This is a genomic window from Nocardia sp. NPDC055053, assembly GCF_053608285.1.
In genome coordinates, this window is record NZ_JBSGVD010000006.1 from 108,853 (window position 1) to 124,512 (window position 15,660).

The 15,660-nt window shown below is 69.1% G+C and carries 17 protein-coding genes; 9 read left to right on the forward strand and 8 right to left on the reverse strand.

Annotation, left to right across the window (positions count from 1 at the left end; all coding sequences use genetic code 11):
- Positions 1–6: 6 nt before the first annotated feature.
- Positions 7–738, reverse strand: a complete 732-nt coding sequence (locus ACWF82_RS08560) for a helix-turn-helix domain-containing protein (RefSeq protein ID WP_452499346.1) — start codon at positions 736–738, stop codon at positions 7–9.
- Positions 739–798: 60 nt separating this feature from the next.
- Entirely contained in the window at positions 799–1,533 is a 735-nt protein-coding gene (locus ACWF82_RS08565) for a helix-turn-helix domain-containing protein (protein WP_452499347.1), read from the reverse strand.
- A gap of 420 nt (positions 1,534–1,953) precedes the next feature.
- Between ACWF82_RS08565 and ACWF82_RS08570 the strand changes: the two genes are divergently transcribed.
- The 3 genes from ACWF82_RS08570 to ACWF82_RS08580 all read left to right on the forward strand — a co-directional run bounded on the left by ACWF82_RS08570 (position 1,954) and on the right by ACWF82_RS08580 (position 4,747).
- Positions 1,954–2,538 (forward strand): CHAP domain-containing protein, encoded by a 585-nt coding sequence (locus ACWF82_RS08570; RefSeq protein WP_452499349.1) that lies wholly within the window; start codon positions 1,954–1,956, stop codon positions 2,536–2,538.
- Between the two features lie 188 nt (positions 2,539–2,726).
- Positions 2,727–3,875 (forward strand): hypothetical protein, encoded by a 1,149-nt coding sequence (locus ACWF82_RS08575; protein WP_452499351.1) that lies wholly within the window; start codon positions 2,727–2,729, stop codon positions 3,873–3,875.
- Positions 3,876–4,036: 161 nt separating this feature from the next.
- Positions 4,037–4,747 carry a DUF1906 domain-containing protein gene (locus ACWF82_RS08580; RefSeq protein ID WP_452499352.1) on the forward strand — a complete coding sequence of 237 codons (711 nt, stop codon included), beginning with the start codon at positions 4,037–4,039 and terminating at the stop codon, positions 4,745–4,747.
- A gap of 43 nt (positions 4,748–4,790) precedes the next feature.
- On the opposite strand, the gene ACWF82_RS08585 is transcribed toward ACWF82_RS08580, so the two are convergent.
- The gene (locus ACWF82_RS08585) at positions 4,791–5,186 is read right to left on the reverse strand and encodes a RidA family protein (RefSeq protein WP_452499354.1); all 396 of its coding nucleotides are present in this window, start codon (positions 5,184–5,186) and stop codon (positions 4,791–4,793) included.
- Positions 5,187–5,275: 89 nt separating this feature from the next.
- Here ACWF82_RS08585 and ACWF82_RS08590 point away from each other — a divergent pair, with 89 nt between their 5' ends.
- Entirely contained in the window at positions 5,276–6,241 is a 966-nt protein-coding gene (locus ACWF82_RS08590) for a helix-turn-helix transcriptional regulator (RefSeq protein WP_452499356.1), read from the forward strand.
- Here ACWF82_RS08590 and ACWF82_RS08595 read toward each other — a convergent pair.
- Both ACWF82_RS08595 and ACWF82_RS08600 read right to left on the reverse strand, forming a co-directional pair.
- Positions 6,238–6,597, reverse strand: coding sequence for a hypothetical protein (locus tag ACWF82_RS08595; RefSeq protein ID WP_452499357.1), 360 nt, complete (start codon positions 6,595–6,597; stop codon positions 6,238–6,240). The genes ACWF82_RS08590 and ACWF82_RS08595 overlap by 4 nt on opposite strands.
- 102 nt (positions 6,598–6,699) lie before the next feature.
- Positions 6,700–7,479, reverse strand: coding sequence for an Rv1157c family protein (locus tag ACWF82_RS08600; protein ID WP_452499358.1), 780 nt, complete (start codon positions 7,477–7,479; stop codon positions 6,700–6,702).
- Between the two features lie 255 nt (positions 7,480–7,734).
- Here ACWF82_RS08600 and ACWF82_RS08605 point away from each other — a divergent pair, with 255 nt between their 5' ends.
- Entirely contained in the window at positions 7,735–9,018 is a 1,284-nt protein-coding gene (locus ACWF82_RS08605) for a mannosyltransferase (RefSeq protein WP_452499359.1), read from the forward strand.
- A gap of 3 nt (positions 9,019–9,021) precedes the next feature.
- Here the strand turns inward: ACWF82_RS08605 and ACWF82_RS08610 are convergent, their stop codons facing one another.
- Together ACWF82_RS08610 and ACWF82_RS08615 are read right to left on the reverse strand one after the other, a co-directional pair.
- On the reverse strand, positions 9,022–9,315 hold the full coding sequence (locus tag ACWF82_RS08610) for a 4a-hydroxytetrahydrobiopterin dehydratase (RefSeq protein WP_452499361.1): 294 nt from the start codon (positions 9,313–9,315) through the stop codon (positions 9,022–9,024).
- A gap of 55 nt (positions 9,316–9,370) precedes the next feature.
- On the reverse strand, positions 9,371–9,547 hold the full coding sequence (locus ACWF82_RS08615; protein ID WP_181696559.1) for a hypothetical protein: 177 nt from the start codon (positions 9,545–9,547) through the stop codon (positions 9,371–9,373).
- Between the two features lie 124 nt (positions 9,548–9,671).
- Here ACWF82_RS08615 and typA point away from each other — a divergent pair, with 124 nt between their 5' ends.
- The 4 genes from typA (at position 9,672) to ACWF82_RS08635 (ending at position 14,795) form a co-directional block, all read left to right on the forward strand.
- Positions 9,672–11,576, forward strand: coding sequence for a translational GTPase TypA (gene typA / locus ACWF82_RS08620; protein ID WP_452499363.1), 1,905 nt, complete (start codon positions 9,672–9,674; stop codon positions 11,574–11,576).
- 143 nt (positions 11,577–11,719) lie between these two features.
- Positions 11,720–13,447, forward strand: a complete 1,728-nt coding sequence (locus tag ACWF82_RS08625; RefSeq protein WP_452499628.1) for an ABC transporter family substrate-binding protein — start codon at positions 11,720–11,722, stop codon at positions 13,445–13,447.
- The gene (gene mshB, locus ACWF82_RS08630; RefSeq protein ID WP_452499365.1) at positions 13,429–14,337 is read left to right on the forward strand and encodes an N-acetyl-1-D-myo-inositol-2-amino-2-deoxy-alpha-D-glucopyranoside deacetylase; all 909 of its coding nucleotides are present in this window, start codon (positions 13,429–13,431) and stop codon (positions 14,335–14,337) included. Before ACWF82_RS08625 ends, mshB begins: the two co-directional genes overlap by 19 nt.
- A gap of 14 nt (positions 14,338–14,351) precedes the next feature.
- Entirely contained in the window at positions 14,352–14,795 is a 444-nt protein-coding gene (locus tag ACWF82_RS08635) for a hypothetical protein (RefSeq protein ID WP_452499366.1), read from the forward strand.
- A gap of 1 nt (position 14,796) precedes the next feature.
- Here ACWF82_RS08635 and ACWF82_RS08640 read toward each other — a convergent pair whose 3' ends face one another.
- Complete coding sequence (locus ACWF82_RS08640; RefSeq protein ID WP_452499368.1) at positions 14,797–15,540, reverse strand: TetR/AcrR family transcriptional regulator; 744 nt, start codon at positions 15,538–15,540, stop codon at positions 14,797–14,799.
- Between the last annotated feature and the right edge of the window lie 120 nt (positions 15,541–15,660).

The following is a 15,660-nucleotide window of genomic DNA, read 5'->3' on the forward strand; positions in this document are numbered from 1 at the left end:
TCGCGGTCAGCCGATCTGCTTCGGGGCGTAGACGACCAGCGACCATTCCCGGCGCGGGATAAGGGAGGCGCCGAGGGAGTGCACCGTCATGGCTGTCGTCGCGCCGGTTCGCGGGTCGCGGCAGTACATCACCGGGTCGTCGAGGCTGTGCGGCGCGGCCGGGTCGCTGGTCCAGAACTTCGTCCACTCGGGCGCGGTGGCGCAGGCTTCGACGATCTCGGTGATCCGCTGCTGAGATGCCAATCCGGGCCCCATGACCCGGAACCCGTAGACGCACATGTGCACCTGCTGTTCCCAGTCGACCAGCGCGGTCTTGGCGCGCGGGTCGAGCAGCATCCACTCGAGCATCGATATGCCCGTCTCCAGCCCGGGGAAGAACTGCCGCCACGCGGCGTTGGTGGCCACGACGTCGAACGTCGGGTGCATCTGCAGGCTGGCCGGGTGCGTGATCCCGTCGAGCAGCACCTGGTCGGCGGGTCGCACCAGCGGCGGCGACACGGGGTCGTAGCGGCTGGTGATCGTCAGGGAGATCAGGTGATCGCGCATCACCTCGGGGACGGTGAGCGCGTCGAACAGCGCGGTCAGCGCCTCGAGCGTCGGCGGACGGGTGCCCTGCTCGATCTTCTGGATGAGCGCGGGGGAGATGCCTGCCGCTGCGCTGAGCGCGGCACGGGTCAGCCCCGCGGATTCCCGGCGTTCGCGCAGGTAGCGCGCAATCGGCGGATACGGGTTCTCCACTTTCGCGATCCTCTTTCATGGCCTGGGGGCAAAGGGTGATAGGCAGGGCCGGGAAAGAGACTAGGCGGTCGTCTTCGGTACCAGCACAACCATGGACCAGTTGCGGCGTGGCAGTGCGAAATCCAGGTTGTGTATCGCCAGCGTTGTCGGCTCGCCGGTGTCGACATCGCGCACCAGGAGTTCGGGGTCGTCGATGCCGTAGGGCGGCTGCGGCTCGGTCGTCCACAGCCGATCCCACTCCGGGGCGCGGGAGCAGGCCGCCACGAGTTCGTCGATCCGTGCCCGCGGCACCAGGCCCGGGCTGGTCATCCGGAAACTGAAGACACTCGCGTGGATCTGTCGTTCCCATTCGATGACCACCGAGCGGGCCGCCGGGTCGAGCAGCATCCATTCGAGCAGCGTCGTTCCCGGCGCCAGCCCGGGGAACTGCCGCGCCCAGGCGGCGTTGATCGCCAGGACGTCGAAGGTGGGGAACACCTGCAGGCTGGCCGGATGGGCGATGCTGTCGAGGAGCGTGCGCTCGGTCGCGGGGACAGCCGAGTCGACCGGTGCCGGTTTGTCGTATCGATGCGACAGTGACAGCGTCACGAGGTGATCGCGGAACGGGTCGGGGATCGCCAACCCGTCGCACAGCGCGGTCAGTGCCTCCAGCGTGGGGGTGCGGGTGCCCTGCTCGATCTTCTGGATGAGCGCGGGCGAGACGCCGGCGATGGCGCCCAGGGCCGTTCTGGTCAGCCCGGCGGATTCGCGGCGTTCGCGAAGAAAGCGCGCGATCGGTGCGTGCGGGTCTTCCACGCTACTTCCTCTTCCGGGTCGCTGGGACAAATTGGGACAGTCGTCTAGCTTGACCGAGAGTAAAGCGTTCGCAAAAATTCTCACAGCCGGGCGGGCAAAACCGCACGGCTACCAGTTCAGCGCAGCACGGTGATCCAGGCCGACGTCTGTGCTGGTCAGGTCGGTGGGTTCCGGAGCGGTACGTGTTCGAAACCACGTCCGCGCCCCGTGCGTGGACGTCGCCGGAGGGGACGGCACGCACGCTGGATGCGCGCCGAGAGCGCGGTTAGCGAGCCGATACCCGGGTGGCGCAGGGGTCCACCCGGTGATCACGCTCCCAGCCGGCCCGCTCCGGAGCCCACTAACCCGTGACCCGATCCGGGAACCACGGGCGCCCCCGGTTCGTCTTAGAGAGCATAAGACAGAACGAAAGTGGGGGCGATGACGCAAGTACAGGCCGGACCGACCGGCCGCACAGCGCGCTGGTTGCTCGGGATCTCCGGGCTGCTCGCGGCGACGGCCGTGGTGGTCGTCGGACTCGTGTGGTGGCAGCACGATTGGGGCGAGTCGTTCCCCACGCTGGACAGTGAAAACCTCGACGAACAGCAACTCGCCCTGGTAGAGGTGCTGCGCCGCGAGTACGAGCACCCCGGCGACGGGCCGAAATACGCCGAGGGAGTCGAGGAGGCCTGGTGCGCCGACTTCGTCAGCTGGACGATGCGCGCCGCGGGCAGACCGCTGGCCAACCCGAACTCCGGCTCGTGGCGCATTCCCGGCGTCTACACGCTGCAGGAGTACTACCAGCGCGTCGGCCGATTCACGCCGGGCGACGTCGGCTACCGGCCCCGCCTTGGTGATGTGGTGCTCTACGGCCCGTCGAGCCCGCTGGGTCAGCACACCAACATCGTGCTGAAGGTCGACGGCGATTCGATCACCACCATCGGCGGCAACGAGATGGGCTCGGTGCGGGTACGGACGATCGAACCCGCCGAAACCGCCGATCTGGTGGGCTACGGGCGTTTCTGAAATCGATTGTCGCTCAAGACAACTGCCCTGATCCGGAACGGCGGCACTTGGTGAGTACCCGTACGATGGAATCGGTGGCGCCCGGCAGCGCCCCGGCCGACCCCTCCGTCCTGCTTCCCCCTCATCGGCAGGACGGGGGAGTTGTGCCACCAACCGGGGGTTTCCCTTCGTCACGTACCGTGTCCGATGTGCGCGAGAAGGTGGCCGGGGAGGCACGGCGAGACCCGATGTGGATCGAGTATGCCGATTTCGGCGAGCGTTTCGTCACCTACGCGGTGACCGAGGAGCGCATCGCGGCGGCCGTCGCGGGCATGGCAGGCCGTGGCGTGACGATCGGACCGTTCTCGCTCGGCCCAGCCGGACTGGCGGGCTTCGTCGCCGAAGGCACGCTCGGGACACCCGTCGTGACCCGCAACCCCGGTGACGCGCTGACCTTCGGCGTGCGGGTGCCGCTGACGCTGGCCGTCAACCTCGTGCTCGGCGGCCGCAAGCTGGGCCTGGCCGCCGTGGTCGAGATCGGGCTGACGCTGCACGCGCGCACCGCCCAACCGCTGCTGGTGGTGATCGACGTCGCCCCGGTGACCGCAAGGGACGTGAGCTTCACGTTGCGCGCCGAGGCCATCGACTCCGCCTGGGAAATGCTGCTCGACCCGATCGCGGGCCTGGTGCAGCGTGAGGTCGCGAACCGGGTCAACGCCATCGTCGGCGATCCGAAGGTCCGCTCGGAGCGGGTCTTCGACATCGAGGCGATCCTCGACGGCTACCGCTCGCCGCATCGCCACGACACCGTCTTCGAGTGGATCGACTTCCGCGAGTTCGGCCTGCGGTTCTTCGCCGACATCGTCACCAGGGACCGGGTACACGACGTGGTCGCGCAGATGGCGGGCAGCGAGATCGCGGTCGGCCCGCTGTCCGAGGGCCCGCGTGGCGCGGCAACGGTGACCGTGCGCGGCGCGATCGAGCAGCCGCGCGTCATCGATCGCGGGGTGGCGGAGCCGGGTGCCGCGCGCGTGTTCGACATGACGCTGCCGGTGGGGCTCGACATCACCGTCGACGTGCTCAAGGCCAACCACTATCGCGCCGACCTGGAGATTCCGCTGGTCCTCACGGCCAGGGCCGCCGAGCCGCTGCAGATCGTCATCGAGGTGCCGCCGCCCGCGCTCGAGGACATCTCGATGGAGTTCACGTCGAAGGGGCTGCGCGCGGCGACCCTGGCCCGGCTGGCCGGGATCAAGCGGCAGGTGGTGGCGCAGGTCGTCGCCGTGGTCAGCACCGAGCTGGCCGACCCGATGGGCCGCACCATCGACGTGGGCGCCGCCATCGACAGCGCCACCTGACCCCTGTGACTGCTGGGACGAAAGTGATCTTTGGTTCTGGCGGTTCCCCTGGGGTTGTGGTGAAATGAGTGAACGTTCGAGGCTCCCGGCGCGCGAGTTACGGGGAAGGCGCGCCGGGCACGCTGCCGGTTGAAGGTCGGGTTGCGCGAAGGAGTCCTGCGATGCGTTCTGTTCCGGTGACCCGGCGGGAATTCTTCGGATTCACCGCCGCCGCGGCCGCTGTCGGTCTCGGTGTGTCCGCCGCGCCCGCCGCGGCCCAATCCTCCGGCACCCTCGTCGACTACGCCGCGGGCGTGCCGTCCGCCGAGGCGATCAGGGCCGCCGGGCACATCGGTGTGATCCGCTATGTCTCCGACCGCAGGCCGGGCGCGGAATGGATGGAAGGCAAGCCCCTGCTCGCCGCCGAGGTCGAGGACCTGCGGGCCGAGGGGCTGTCGATCGTGTCGAACTACCAATTCGGCAAGGGCCCGACGGCCGACTGGCGTGGCGGACTGGAAGCGGGCAAACAGCACGCCGAACGCGGCTGGGCGCTGCACACCGCGGCGGGCGGCCCCGACACCGCGCCGATCTACGCCTCCATCGACGACAACCCGTCCGAAGCGGAATTCGACGAGATGATCGCGCCCTATATCGAAGGGTGGCAGTCGGTGCTCGGCGCCGAACTCGTCGGCATCTACGCCAACACCCCGACCATCGACCGCGCGCTCGACGCCGGCCTGGGTTCCTGGTTCTGGCAGCACAATTGGGGCACGCCGAAGGGGTACGTGCACCCCGCCGCGCAGCTGCATCAGTTCGAGATCGACAAGCGCGCTATCGACGGCGTCGGCGTCGACCTGAATCGGGTGCTGGCCGAGGATTACGGCCAGTGGTGAACTCGCCACCCCCGGCGGTTCGGCCGGAGGCGGCGAGGTGGCGTCAGTCGACGGCGGTTCCCTCGAGCTCGATCAGCTGGCCGGGAATCGCCAGCCGGGTGACCCCGAGCATCGTGGTCGCCGGCGCCACCCCGGCAGCGCCCAACCGTGCGGCCAGCACGCCATAGTGCTGGAACAGCAGGTCGACGTCGGTGGTGTAGACGTTGAGCCGCACGAGGTTCGCCAGCGTCATTCCCGCTTCTTTGAGCACACCTTCCACGTTGTCGATGCTCAGCGTCAGCTGTGCCGCCATGTCACCGTCGTGCTCGGGCTCGCCCTCGCTGCTCATCGCGGTCTGCCCGGAGCAGTACAGGGTCCGGGTGTGACCCGAGACGAGCTCACCCTGGTTGAATCCCCGCTCCACCGACCACGTCACCGGGTTGACTGCCGTTCGTTCCACTGCCAGCTCCATTCGTTCGAAGTACGTGGTGGTAAGCCTCGCAACGAATCACGACATCCTGTGTCGTGTATTCCCGGTAGATTTTTCGCATGCGTGCGGACCGGTTGGTGTCGCTGGTGCTGCTGCTGCGCCAGCGGGGCCGGCTCACGGCGACCGAGCTGGCCGAGGAGCTGGAGGTATCCACCCGCACCGTGCTGCGCGATATCGAGGCGCTGTCCGCGGCGGGTGTCCCGGTCTTCGCCGAACGCGGCAGGCACGGCGGTTTCGCGTTGCTACCCGGTTTTCGGACCGAGCTCACCGGACTGAATCACGACGAGGCGCTGGCCCTGCTGGTCGCCGGATCACGGCGCGGCGCACAGGCATTCGGCCTCGGTTCGGCGCTGGCTTCGGCGATGCTCAAGGTCGTCGACGCGCTGCCCGACAGCTATCGAGACACCGCGGCCGATGTGGCCGAGCGCCTGCTCATCGACCCGGAGACCGATCTGCTCTCGCGTCGGCTGATCGGCGAGGAAGTGCCGGGCACCATCTTGGCCGAGGTCCGGCGCGCGGTGTTCGCCGGGAAAAAGCTACGCATCCACTACGCGGCCGTCGACCAGGACCCGACGTGGCGCACGGTGGACCCGATCGGGCTGGTCGTCGTTCGCGACCAGGGCTACCTGCTGGCCACGAGATCCGGCGCGGATCGCACCTACCGGTTGTCGCGGGTGCTCGCTGCCGAGGAACTCACCGAACCGGCACAGCGGCCGGACCGAGTCGATCTGGATCTGGCCTGGCAGGAGCGCAGCACGCGGTTCCGGACCGGTGGTGACCAGGTCATCGTGCTCGTGCGGATGAACCCGGCGCGGCGGGAGGATTTGGTGAGCACCGCGCTGGCTGTGCGCACCGAGGAACCCGACACAGACGGGTGGCTGCGGCTCGAGGTGAGTTTCCAAGACGCACGTCACGCCGAATGGGCGCTGTGGCAGCTCGGCACGGACGCCGAAGCCCTGGCTCCGCAGTCGTTGCGCACTGCCCTGCGCGATCGTGCCGCCGCGATCGCGACCCGCTACGCCTAGGTCTGACAGTGGCAGGTCGGCGCGAGCCGCAGTTCCGGTTCGTCGTCGGGGACAACGCGCAGCGTCGGCCTGCCCTCGGGCGCGGCATGCACGCCGAGCCACGACAGCAGCGACCAGCGCGACAGGCCCGACAGCGCCGAACCCAGACTCACGAACGAGCCGGAGGAGATGGCCGACCCGAACGAACCGACCGAGCCGATGGACAGCACCGACCCGACGCTGCCGATCGACAGCACCGAGTAGGCCGAGCCGATCGACAAGATCGAGCCCTCGGACCGGTAAGACAGGATGGAACGGCTGGATCGCCTACTCCGGACAGACCGAGCAGCGCGGGGTGAACCTTGCATGGTCGCCATGGTTCTCGGTCTACCACATCGGGATGCCCGCGGGAACCCGTCGACAACGACAGAGCCCGGCCGGTTCCCGAGGGAACGGACCGGGCTCGGTGCGTCGATGACCTAGACGGTGAAGAAGCCCAGGGTCGGCAGGAAATTGCAGGTGCGGGGAGCGGCGCCCTCGGCCTGCGTGGTCAGCGAACCGGAGACGACGGCGACGACACGGCCGTGGCCGGTGCTCGCGATGGCCGACAGGGTGGCCGGGCCGCCCGGGTTGATCTTGGCCTCGTCGGTCAGCGTCTGCACCGCGGACTGACGGGTGTCGAGGTTGAGCCACTGCACCGTCATCGGCGGGTTCTGCTCGGCGGTCGGCGCCTTGGTGCCGAGCGCGGTGAACACGAAACCGGCCTGACCGGCGCCGACGCCGGGCGGGGGCAGCTGAGCGGGACCGGCGACGGCCAGCGCGGTGCCGACCGAGTCAGCGCCGTCACCGATGCAGCCCTTGCCGATCGTCGGGTACAGGAACTGCGCGATGACCGGGCCGTCCTGCGGGATGTCGGGACCGCCGCCGCCGCTGCCGTCGAGGAAGGTGATGATCCGCTCGAGCGTGGCCTTGATGGCGGGCGGCAGGTTCAGGGTGGCCAGCAGGGCGCGCGCCTGGTCGAGCAGGGCGGTCTGCGGGCTGGCGACGTCGGCGGGGCCGGCGATCAGGCCGGCGACGGCGGGGGCGAAGGCCGCGAGCGCGTCGACCGGGACGCCCTCGGGCACCATCGGAACGCTGATCGGCGCGGCCTGCGGGGCAGGCGCGGGAGCGGCGATGGTCGACGCAGGCGCGGCGAGCATGGCGCTGGCCGCAATGGCGAATGCGGTCGTTGCGATCCGCGATCCTCGGCTACGAAGCACTTGTCCAGCCGTCCTTACCTCGGTGTTGCGATGGGGCGAGGGTGTCGAGCCCTTCGATGTCGGGGTCACTCTAAGGACATGGCTGCCGTGTTGTACAGCCGCCTGGCCCATGGCGGCACACCGACCGAAAACGTGTCCATCGACGCTAGCCCCCACTGCCGTTACCACTGGGGATGTTGATGCAAATGTTACCGATGGTGTCGCGCGCCCCCGCGTCAACCCGTGCGCGTGGCCGCCCGCGCCCGCACGGTTAAGGTGATCGAAGCAACGCGACGCGGCGCCGACGCCACCCATACGACCGAAAGCCTGGCATTGAACCGACACCTCCGATGGGCTCTCGCGCTGCTCGGATTGTCCGTGCTCGCCAGGCTGGGCTGGATGTTGTTCGCGAAGAACGGCCTCAATGTCGTCGATCTGCACGTCTATGTCGACGGATCGGCCGCGCTGCTCACCGACCGGCTCTACGACTTCACCTACGCGGAGAAGACACCGGACTTCCCGCTGCCGTTCACCTATCCGCCGTTCGCCGCGCTGGTCTTCTTTCCGCTGCACTACCTGCCGTTCACGGCGGTCGCGGTCGGCTGGATGCTGGCGACGGTCGCCGCGCTCTACGGCGTCATCAGGATCAGCTTCGAACTGCTGCTCGGCGCCGAACGAGCCAGGCAGACGCGCTGGATCACCGCGGCGGTCGGGTGGACGGCGCTGGGCGTCTGGCTGGAGCCGGTGCGGACCACCATCGACTACGGCCAGGTCAACGTGTTCCTGGTGTTCGGCGCGATGCTGGCGGTGCGCAGTGCGCGCTGGTGGATCTCGGGCACGCTGGTCGGCGTGATCGCGGGCATCAAGCTGACGCCCGCCATCACCGGCCTGTACTTCGTCGCCCGCCGCCGCTGGGCGACGGTGCTGTGGTCGGCGGCGGCGTTCGGGCTGACCGTCGCTGTGAGCTTTCTCATCAACGCGCACGAGGCGCGGCGCTACTTCGGCACGCTGCTCGGTGACGCCGACCGGATCGGGCCGGTCGGCTCGGTGTGGAATCAGTCGCTGCGCGGCGCGCTGAGCCGGATCCTCGGCTACGACGTGCAGTCGGGGCCGTGGTGGATCGCGGCGGTGCTGGTCACGGCGGTGCTGGCGTTCCTCGCCTGGCGCACGCTCGGCCCGGACGACCGGCTCGGCACCCTGGTGCTGGTGCAGCTGTTCGGGGTGATGATCTCGCCGATCTCCTGGTCGCACCACTGGGTCTGGCTGATCCCGACCGTGCTGTGGCTGCTGTACGGACCGCTGCGCGCCGAGCGCACCGCGCGGATCATCGCCGGGTTCTGGGTGCTGACGATGCTGATCGGCGTGCCGTGGGTGCTCTCGTTCGCGCAGCCGACCATCTGGACGATCCCGCGGCCGTGGCCGCTGGCCTGGCTCGGCGCGGTCGACGTCATCGGGGTGTTCGTGCTGCTCGGCTGGCTGGTCTGGCACGGTCGCGACACTCTGCGCACGCAGGCGCGGGCCATCGCCCGCCGGCCCGCGGTCGAAGTTCCGGCGGGCTGAGGCTCAGCCGCCGACGATCTCGTCGATGGTGTGCGCGAGCCCGGTGTCGTTCGCGGTCAGGCCACCGACGGAGTGCGTACTCAAGGTGAAACGCAGTGTGCGCCACCTGATATCGATGTCGGGATGATGATCGGCCGCCTCGGCCGCCATCGCGACCCGGCGGACCAGATCGATGCCCGCCGGGAAAGAGGAAGCCTTGAACGTGCGGGTGATCGCGTCGCCGTCGCGCGACCACTCCGGCAGCGTGGCCAGGGCGATGGTGATCTCGGGGTCGGAGAGCAATGCCGGTTTACCCATACCAGCAGTTCTACGCCTCGTTCGGGCAGCACGCATCGCCCGCCGTCGATGCGCCTCAGGCGGCGCGCGCCTGCTTCAAGGCCTTTTTGAGATCTTTACCGCACACTCCGGCGGCCTCGGCCTTCTTCATTCGCATGATGACGACGGGGCATTTGAAGCACCGAGTCTTCTTCCTGCAGCACTTTTTCTTAGGCTTGAGGCTGGAAACCTTCTTCGCCTTCACCTTGCCCATGCGGGTTAGCGTACCCTAAGTACAAAGCCTGACACGTGCGTGCCACTCCCGTACCGGTACGGTGTAACAGGCCGCGATGCCAGATGAATGCGCGCCAATACACCAACAGCAGGAGGATTGAGGCGTGTCGTCTACACGCGATTTTCGCAACGTCGCCATCGTGGCCCACGTCGACCACGGCAAGACGACGCTGGTCGACGCCATGCTTCGTCAGTCGGGCGCGTTCGCTGAGCGAGCCGAACTGGTCGACCGGGTCATGGACTCCGGAGATCTCGAGCGCGAGAAGGGCATCACCATTCTCGCCAAGAACACCGCGGTGCACCGGCACCACCCCGACGGTTCCGTCACCGTCATCAATGTGATCGATACCCCCGGCCACGCCGACTTCGGTGGCGAGGTCGAGCGCGGCCTGTCCATGGTCGACGGTGTCGTGCTGCTCGTCGACGCCTCCGAGGGCCCGCTGCCGCAGACCCGGTTCGTGCTGCGCAAGGCGCTCGCGGCCAAGCTGCCGGTGATCCTGGTCGTCAACAAGACCGACCGCCCCGACGCCCGGATCTCCGAGGTCGTCGAGGAGTCGCACGACCTGCTGCTCGACCTGGCCTCCGACCTCGACGACGAGGCCGCCGAAGCCGCCGAGCTGGCGCTGGACCTGCCGGTCCTCTACGCCTCCGGCCGTGAGGGCAAGGCCTCCAAGGAGCAGCCCGAGAACGGTTCGGCGCCCGACGCCGAGAACCTCGACGCCCTGTTCGACGTGCTCATGGAGAATATCCCGGCGCCCAAGGGCAACGCGGAGGCTCCGCTGCAGGCCCACGTCACCAACCTCGACGCCTCCGCGTTCCTCGGCCGTCTCGCCCTGGTCCGCGTGCACAACGGCGAGCTGCGCAAGGGTCAGAACGTCACCTGGATCAACGCCGACGGCGCCAAGCAGGTCAAGATCACCGAGCTGCTGCAGACCATCGGTGTCGAGCGTCAGCCGGGCGAGGTCGCCGTCGCCGGTGACATCGTCGCGATCGCCGGTATCCCGGACATCATGATCGGCGACACCCTCGCCGACGTCGACAACCCGGTCGCGCTGCCGCGCATCTCCGTCGACGAGCCCGCCATCTCGGTGGTCATCGGCACCAACACCTCGCCGCTGGTCGGCCGGGTGCAGGGCCACAAGCTGACCGCCCGCATGGTGAAGTCGCGCCTGGACCAGGAACTGATCGGCAACGTGTCGCTGCGCGTGCTCGACATCGGCCGTCCCGACGCCTGGGAGGTGCAGGGCCGTGGTGAGCTGGCGCTGGCCATCCTGGTCGAGCAGATGCGCCGCGAGGGCTTCGAGCTGACCGTCGGCAAGCCGCAGGTGGTCACCAAGACCGTCGACGGCAAGGTGCACGAGCCGTTCGAAGAGCTGACCATCGACTGCCCCGACGAGTACCTGGGTGCCATCACCCAGCTGCTGGCCGCCCGCAAGGGCAAGATGGTGCAGATGAGCAACCACGCCGCAGGCTGGGTGCGCATGGAGTTCATCGTCCCGTCGCGTGGCCTGATCGGCTTCCGCACCGTGTTCCTCACCGAGACCCGCGGCACCGGCATCGCCAACGCCGTCTCCCACGGTTACGCGCCGTGGGCCGGTGAGATCCGCGCCCGCCACACCGGTTCGCTGGTGTCGGACCGCGCGGGCACCGTCACCCCGTTCGCGATGATCCAGCTGGCCGACCGCGGTCAGTTCTTCGTGGAGCCGGGCTCGGACACCTACGAGGGCATGGTCGTCGGCATCAACCCGCGTGCCGAGGATCTCGACATCAACGTCACCCGCGAGAAGAAGCTGACGAACATGCGCAGCGCGACCGCGGACACGTTCGAGACCATGGCCAAGCCGCTCCAGCTCGACCTGGAGCTGGCGATGGAGTTCTGCGCGGGCGACGAGTGCGTCGAGGTCACCCCCGAGGTGGTCCGCGTGCGCAAGGTGGTGCTCGGCGCCAACGAGCGTGCTCGCGACCTGTCGCGCCGCACGGCGCGCGACCGCGCGGTGAGCAACTCCTGATCGAGTTCTGACAGTGGGACGGTACTTCGGTACCGTCCCACTGTCGTTTTCGCAGAGACCGGTGCCGTGATCCGGACAGATGGGCGAGGTAGGGTGCCAGAGTGAGTTCGGGGGTCAGACGCGCAAGGTGGCGCGTGGCGGTGATGGTGATGGCGGCCTCGACGGCGGTCGTCGCCGGTTGTACCGCGAATCCACCGCCGCCGATCGAGAGCACCGATTCGCCCAAGACCACCCAGGCCAAGCCGGGGAAGAACACCGTCGTGGTGGCGATCGACGACATCGGCATCGGCTTCAATCCGCATCTGCGCTCGGATCAGTCACCCGCGACGAACGCGGTGAGCTCGATGGTGCTGCCGAGCCCGTTCCGGCCGGTGCCGAATGCGGTGCTGCCGGGCGTGGTCGACCGGGTGCCCGACACCTCGCTCATCGAGTCGGCGGATGTCACCGCGCAGGAGCCGTTCACCATCACCTACACGCTGCGCAATCAGGCCAACTGGTCCGACGGCGCCCCGATCGCGGCCGAGGACTTCCGGTTCCTGTGGCAGCAGATGACCACCCAGCCCGGCGTTGTCGATCCGGCGGGCTACCGGCTGATCTCGGACGTGGCGTCCTCCGGTGGCGGCAAGACGGTCACCGTGACGTTGACCCAGCCGTATCCGGCCTGGCGCGAACTGTTCTCGAACCTGCTGCCCTCACACCTGGTGAAGGATTCGCCGGGTGGGTTCACCAGCGGCCTGGTCGACCGGATTCCGGTCTCCGGCGGCAATTTCACGATCAAGTCGGTCGACCGCGGTCGCGACGAGATCCTGCTCGAACGCAACGACCGCTTCTGGGGAACCCCGGCCGCGCCCGACCAGATCCTGTTCCGCCGCGGTGGAACTCCCTCGCAGCTGGCCGAATCGCTGCGCACCGGTGACGCGCAGATGGCGCTGGTACACGGCGGGGTGGCGACCCAGGCGCAGCTCGCGGCAATCCCCTCGGTGCGGACCAACATCATGCCGCAGGCCCGTGAACTGCAACTGGCGCTCAACGGCCGCTCCGGTGACCTGACCGACGTGCGGGTGCGCAAGGCGGTGCTCGCCCTGCTCGATCCGGCGCTGCTTGCCACCGTCGGCGCGCAGACCGGCGGGTGGGTGGAACCCGCACGCGCACAGGTACTTCCGCCGTCTAGCCCCGGCTACACCCCGACCGCGCCGCCGCGCCCGAGCACCGACGAGGCGTTCGCGCTGCTGGCCGAGGCCGGTTTCGGGCGCGCGCCGGAGACACCGCAGACCGGTTCGCCGACCTCTCCCGCGCCGCGTCCGCGCTCGGTCGCCCGCAACGGCAAGGGGCTGTCGGTGCGGATCGGCGCCGTCATCGAGGACGCGCAGGCACAGGCCGTCGCGAACACCGCGGCCGACCAATTGCGCAGTGCCGGTATCGAAGCCACGGTCCGCGGCCTGCCCGCCGACGAGCTGTACGGCAAGGAACTCACGGAGTCGGGGATCGACGCGATCGTCGGCTGGGAGCTGGCAGGCGACGATCCGGCGACCGTGCTGGCCTCGCGCTACGGCTGTCCGCCGGTGGAGGTGGCCGGCGCCGACAGCAAGTCGCTGGCCGCCGCCGAGGCGTATCGCAAGGCGCCGAGCAATATCGGTGGCGTGTGCGACCCGGCCCTGCAACCCTCGATCGACGAGGCGATGCGCGGTATCGACGTGCCGCGCATCCTGACCGAGGCCGAACCCCGGCTGTGGGAACTGTCGACCGTGCTGCCGATCGTGCAGGACAATGTCGTCGCCGCGGCGGGCCCGCGGGTGGACGGTGTGTCGCTGTCCGGGGCGATCCAGGTCGGCATCTTCGGAGATACAGCGCAATGGCGGAGGCTCCCGTGACGCAATCCCACCGTGGCACCGGCGGTCTGCTGCTGGTGCACGCCCACCCCGACGACGAAACCCTCACCACCGGTGGCACGATCGCGCACTATCGTCGCCGCGGCGTTCCGGTCACCGTGGTGACCTGCACGCTCGGCGAGGAGGGCGAGGTCATCGGCGAGCGCTGGGCGGGCTTGATCGCCGGCGAGGCCGACCAGCTCGGCGGCTACCGCATCGCCGAACTCACCGCCGCGCTGGCCGCGCTGGACGCGGGCGCGCCGTTGTTCCTCGGCGGCGCGGGCCGGTGGCGCGATTCCGGCATGGCGGGCACGCCGTCGGCCGAGCATCCGCGGGCCTTCGTGAATTCCGGTGACGCCGCGGTCGACGCGCTCGTCGCGGTGCTGCTGGAACTGCGCCCGCGCGTGGTGGTCACCTACGACCCGCGCGGCGGCTACGGCCACCCCGACCACATCCGCGCTCACCAGATCACCACCGCCGCTGTCGCCGCGGCCGCCGAGCAGGGCTGGGACGTCCCCAAGTTCTACTGGACGGTCACCGACGGCGACCTGCTGCGCCAGCACACCGCCGCCCTCGCCCGCCGCACCGTCGACGAGCTGCCCGGCGCGCTGCCCGCGGGCTGGCGGTTGCCGATCGAGGCCGAGCTGGCCGCGATGTCGACCAGTGGGGTGACCACCGTGGTCGACGTGTCCGACGCGGTCTCGGCCAAGCGGGCCGCGATGCGCGCCCACGCCACCCAGGTCACCGTCGCGCCCAGTGGCCGGGAGTTCGCCCTGTCCAACAACATCGCGCTGCCGGTCCTGCCGGAGGAACACTTCACCCTGGTGCGCGGCGCGCGTGGCCCGGTCGGGGCGGACGGGTTCGAGCACGATCTGTTCGCCGGTCTCGAGTGAATAGACTCGCCGCCATGGTGACCGACTCCGATCAGCCCGCAGGTACCCCCACCGCCGTGCTGCGGTCCGTGCGCCTGCCCGCCCGACTCGACCCGGTGATCTCGGGTCTGATCGTCGTCCTGCTGCTCGCCGACGCGCTGATCACCCTGGCGCTCGAGGTGCTGTTCCTGCCGCTCTACCTCGGCACCCTCGCGTTTCCGGTGGCCGCGCTGCTGGCGGCGCCGATCAACGTCGCCCTGGTCTACGGCATGGAATCGGTGACCGACCGGCTGGGCTTCACCTTCGCCCCGATCGTGGTGTGGGTCTTCGGATTCCTCGTCGCCTCCTCGCGCGGGCCCGGCGGCGACGTGCTGCTCAGCAGCGACGGACGCACCCTGCTCCTGCTGGCCTGCGGGGTGCTCGCGCCGCTCGCCTACCTCTACTACCGCGCGAATTTCGGCCTGTTCCGGTCGAACTGAGTCAGCCGCGCCGGGTTTCGGCGCCGTCCAGGATCAGGTCGATGGCCTGGGAGAACCTGCTGACCACCCCGGCCGCCGCTTCGGCAACGACCTGCGGACGCTGGTCGACGTAGCGCCGGTGCAGGCGCGGGTACTTCGTCGACGCGGCGGCGCTGGCGGCCATCACCTGGTCGACCCACTGCTGGGTGGGCAGCCCGCTGCGGGCGACGGTCATCACCATGGCCGCTTCGTTGGCGCAGGCGCCGACGATGAACTGGAAGACCGTGTTGGTGGTGACGTCGACGACCTCGTCGTCGAAGCCGCCCGCCTCCACGATGGCGAGCATCGAGTCGGTCAGCCGCATCATGTTGGGGCCCAGGTAGGTCAGGGCCGCGTTGCTCAGCACGATCGTGATCCACGGGTGCGTCAGCAGGGTCGTGCGCAGGGCGTCGGCCTGCTCGTGCATCGGTGCGCGCCAGTCCTGCGGGTCGGGCCGTGGGACCTTGACCTCTCCGATGACCTGGTCGACGACCAGTTCCAGTAGTTCGTCCTTGTTCGCGACGTGGGTGTAGAGCGAGGTCGCGCCTGCGCCGAGCCGCGCGCCGAGCTTGCGCATGCTCAGTGCGTCGAAGCCCTCGGCGTCGAGCAGGCTGATCGCCTCGGCCACGATCTGGTCCCGGCTGAGGGCGGGCTGATCGCGTCGTTCGCGTGTGGGCCTGGTCCAGACCGATGCGATCTCGTTCGAGTTCGTGCTGGCCGCGGCCATCGCTCGCCTCCTCCGGTGGGTGATCACGTGCACTGTACGGACATCGTACAACGTTCCGCTTGCGAACATCGTGCGTATAACCGTACAGTGTTCGACATGCCCGCACGGCGTGCGGAGAAC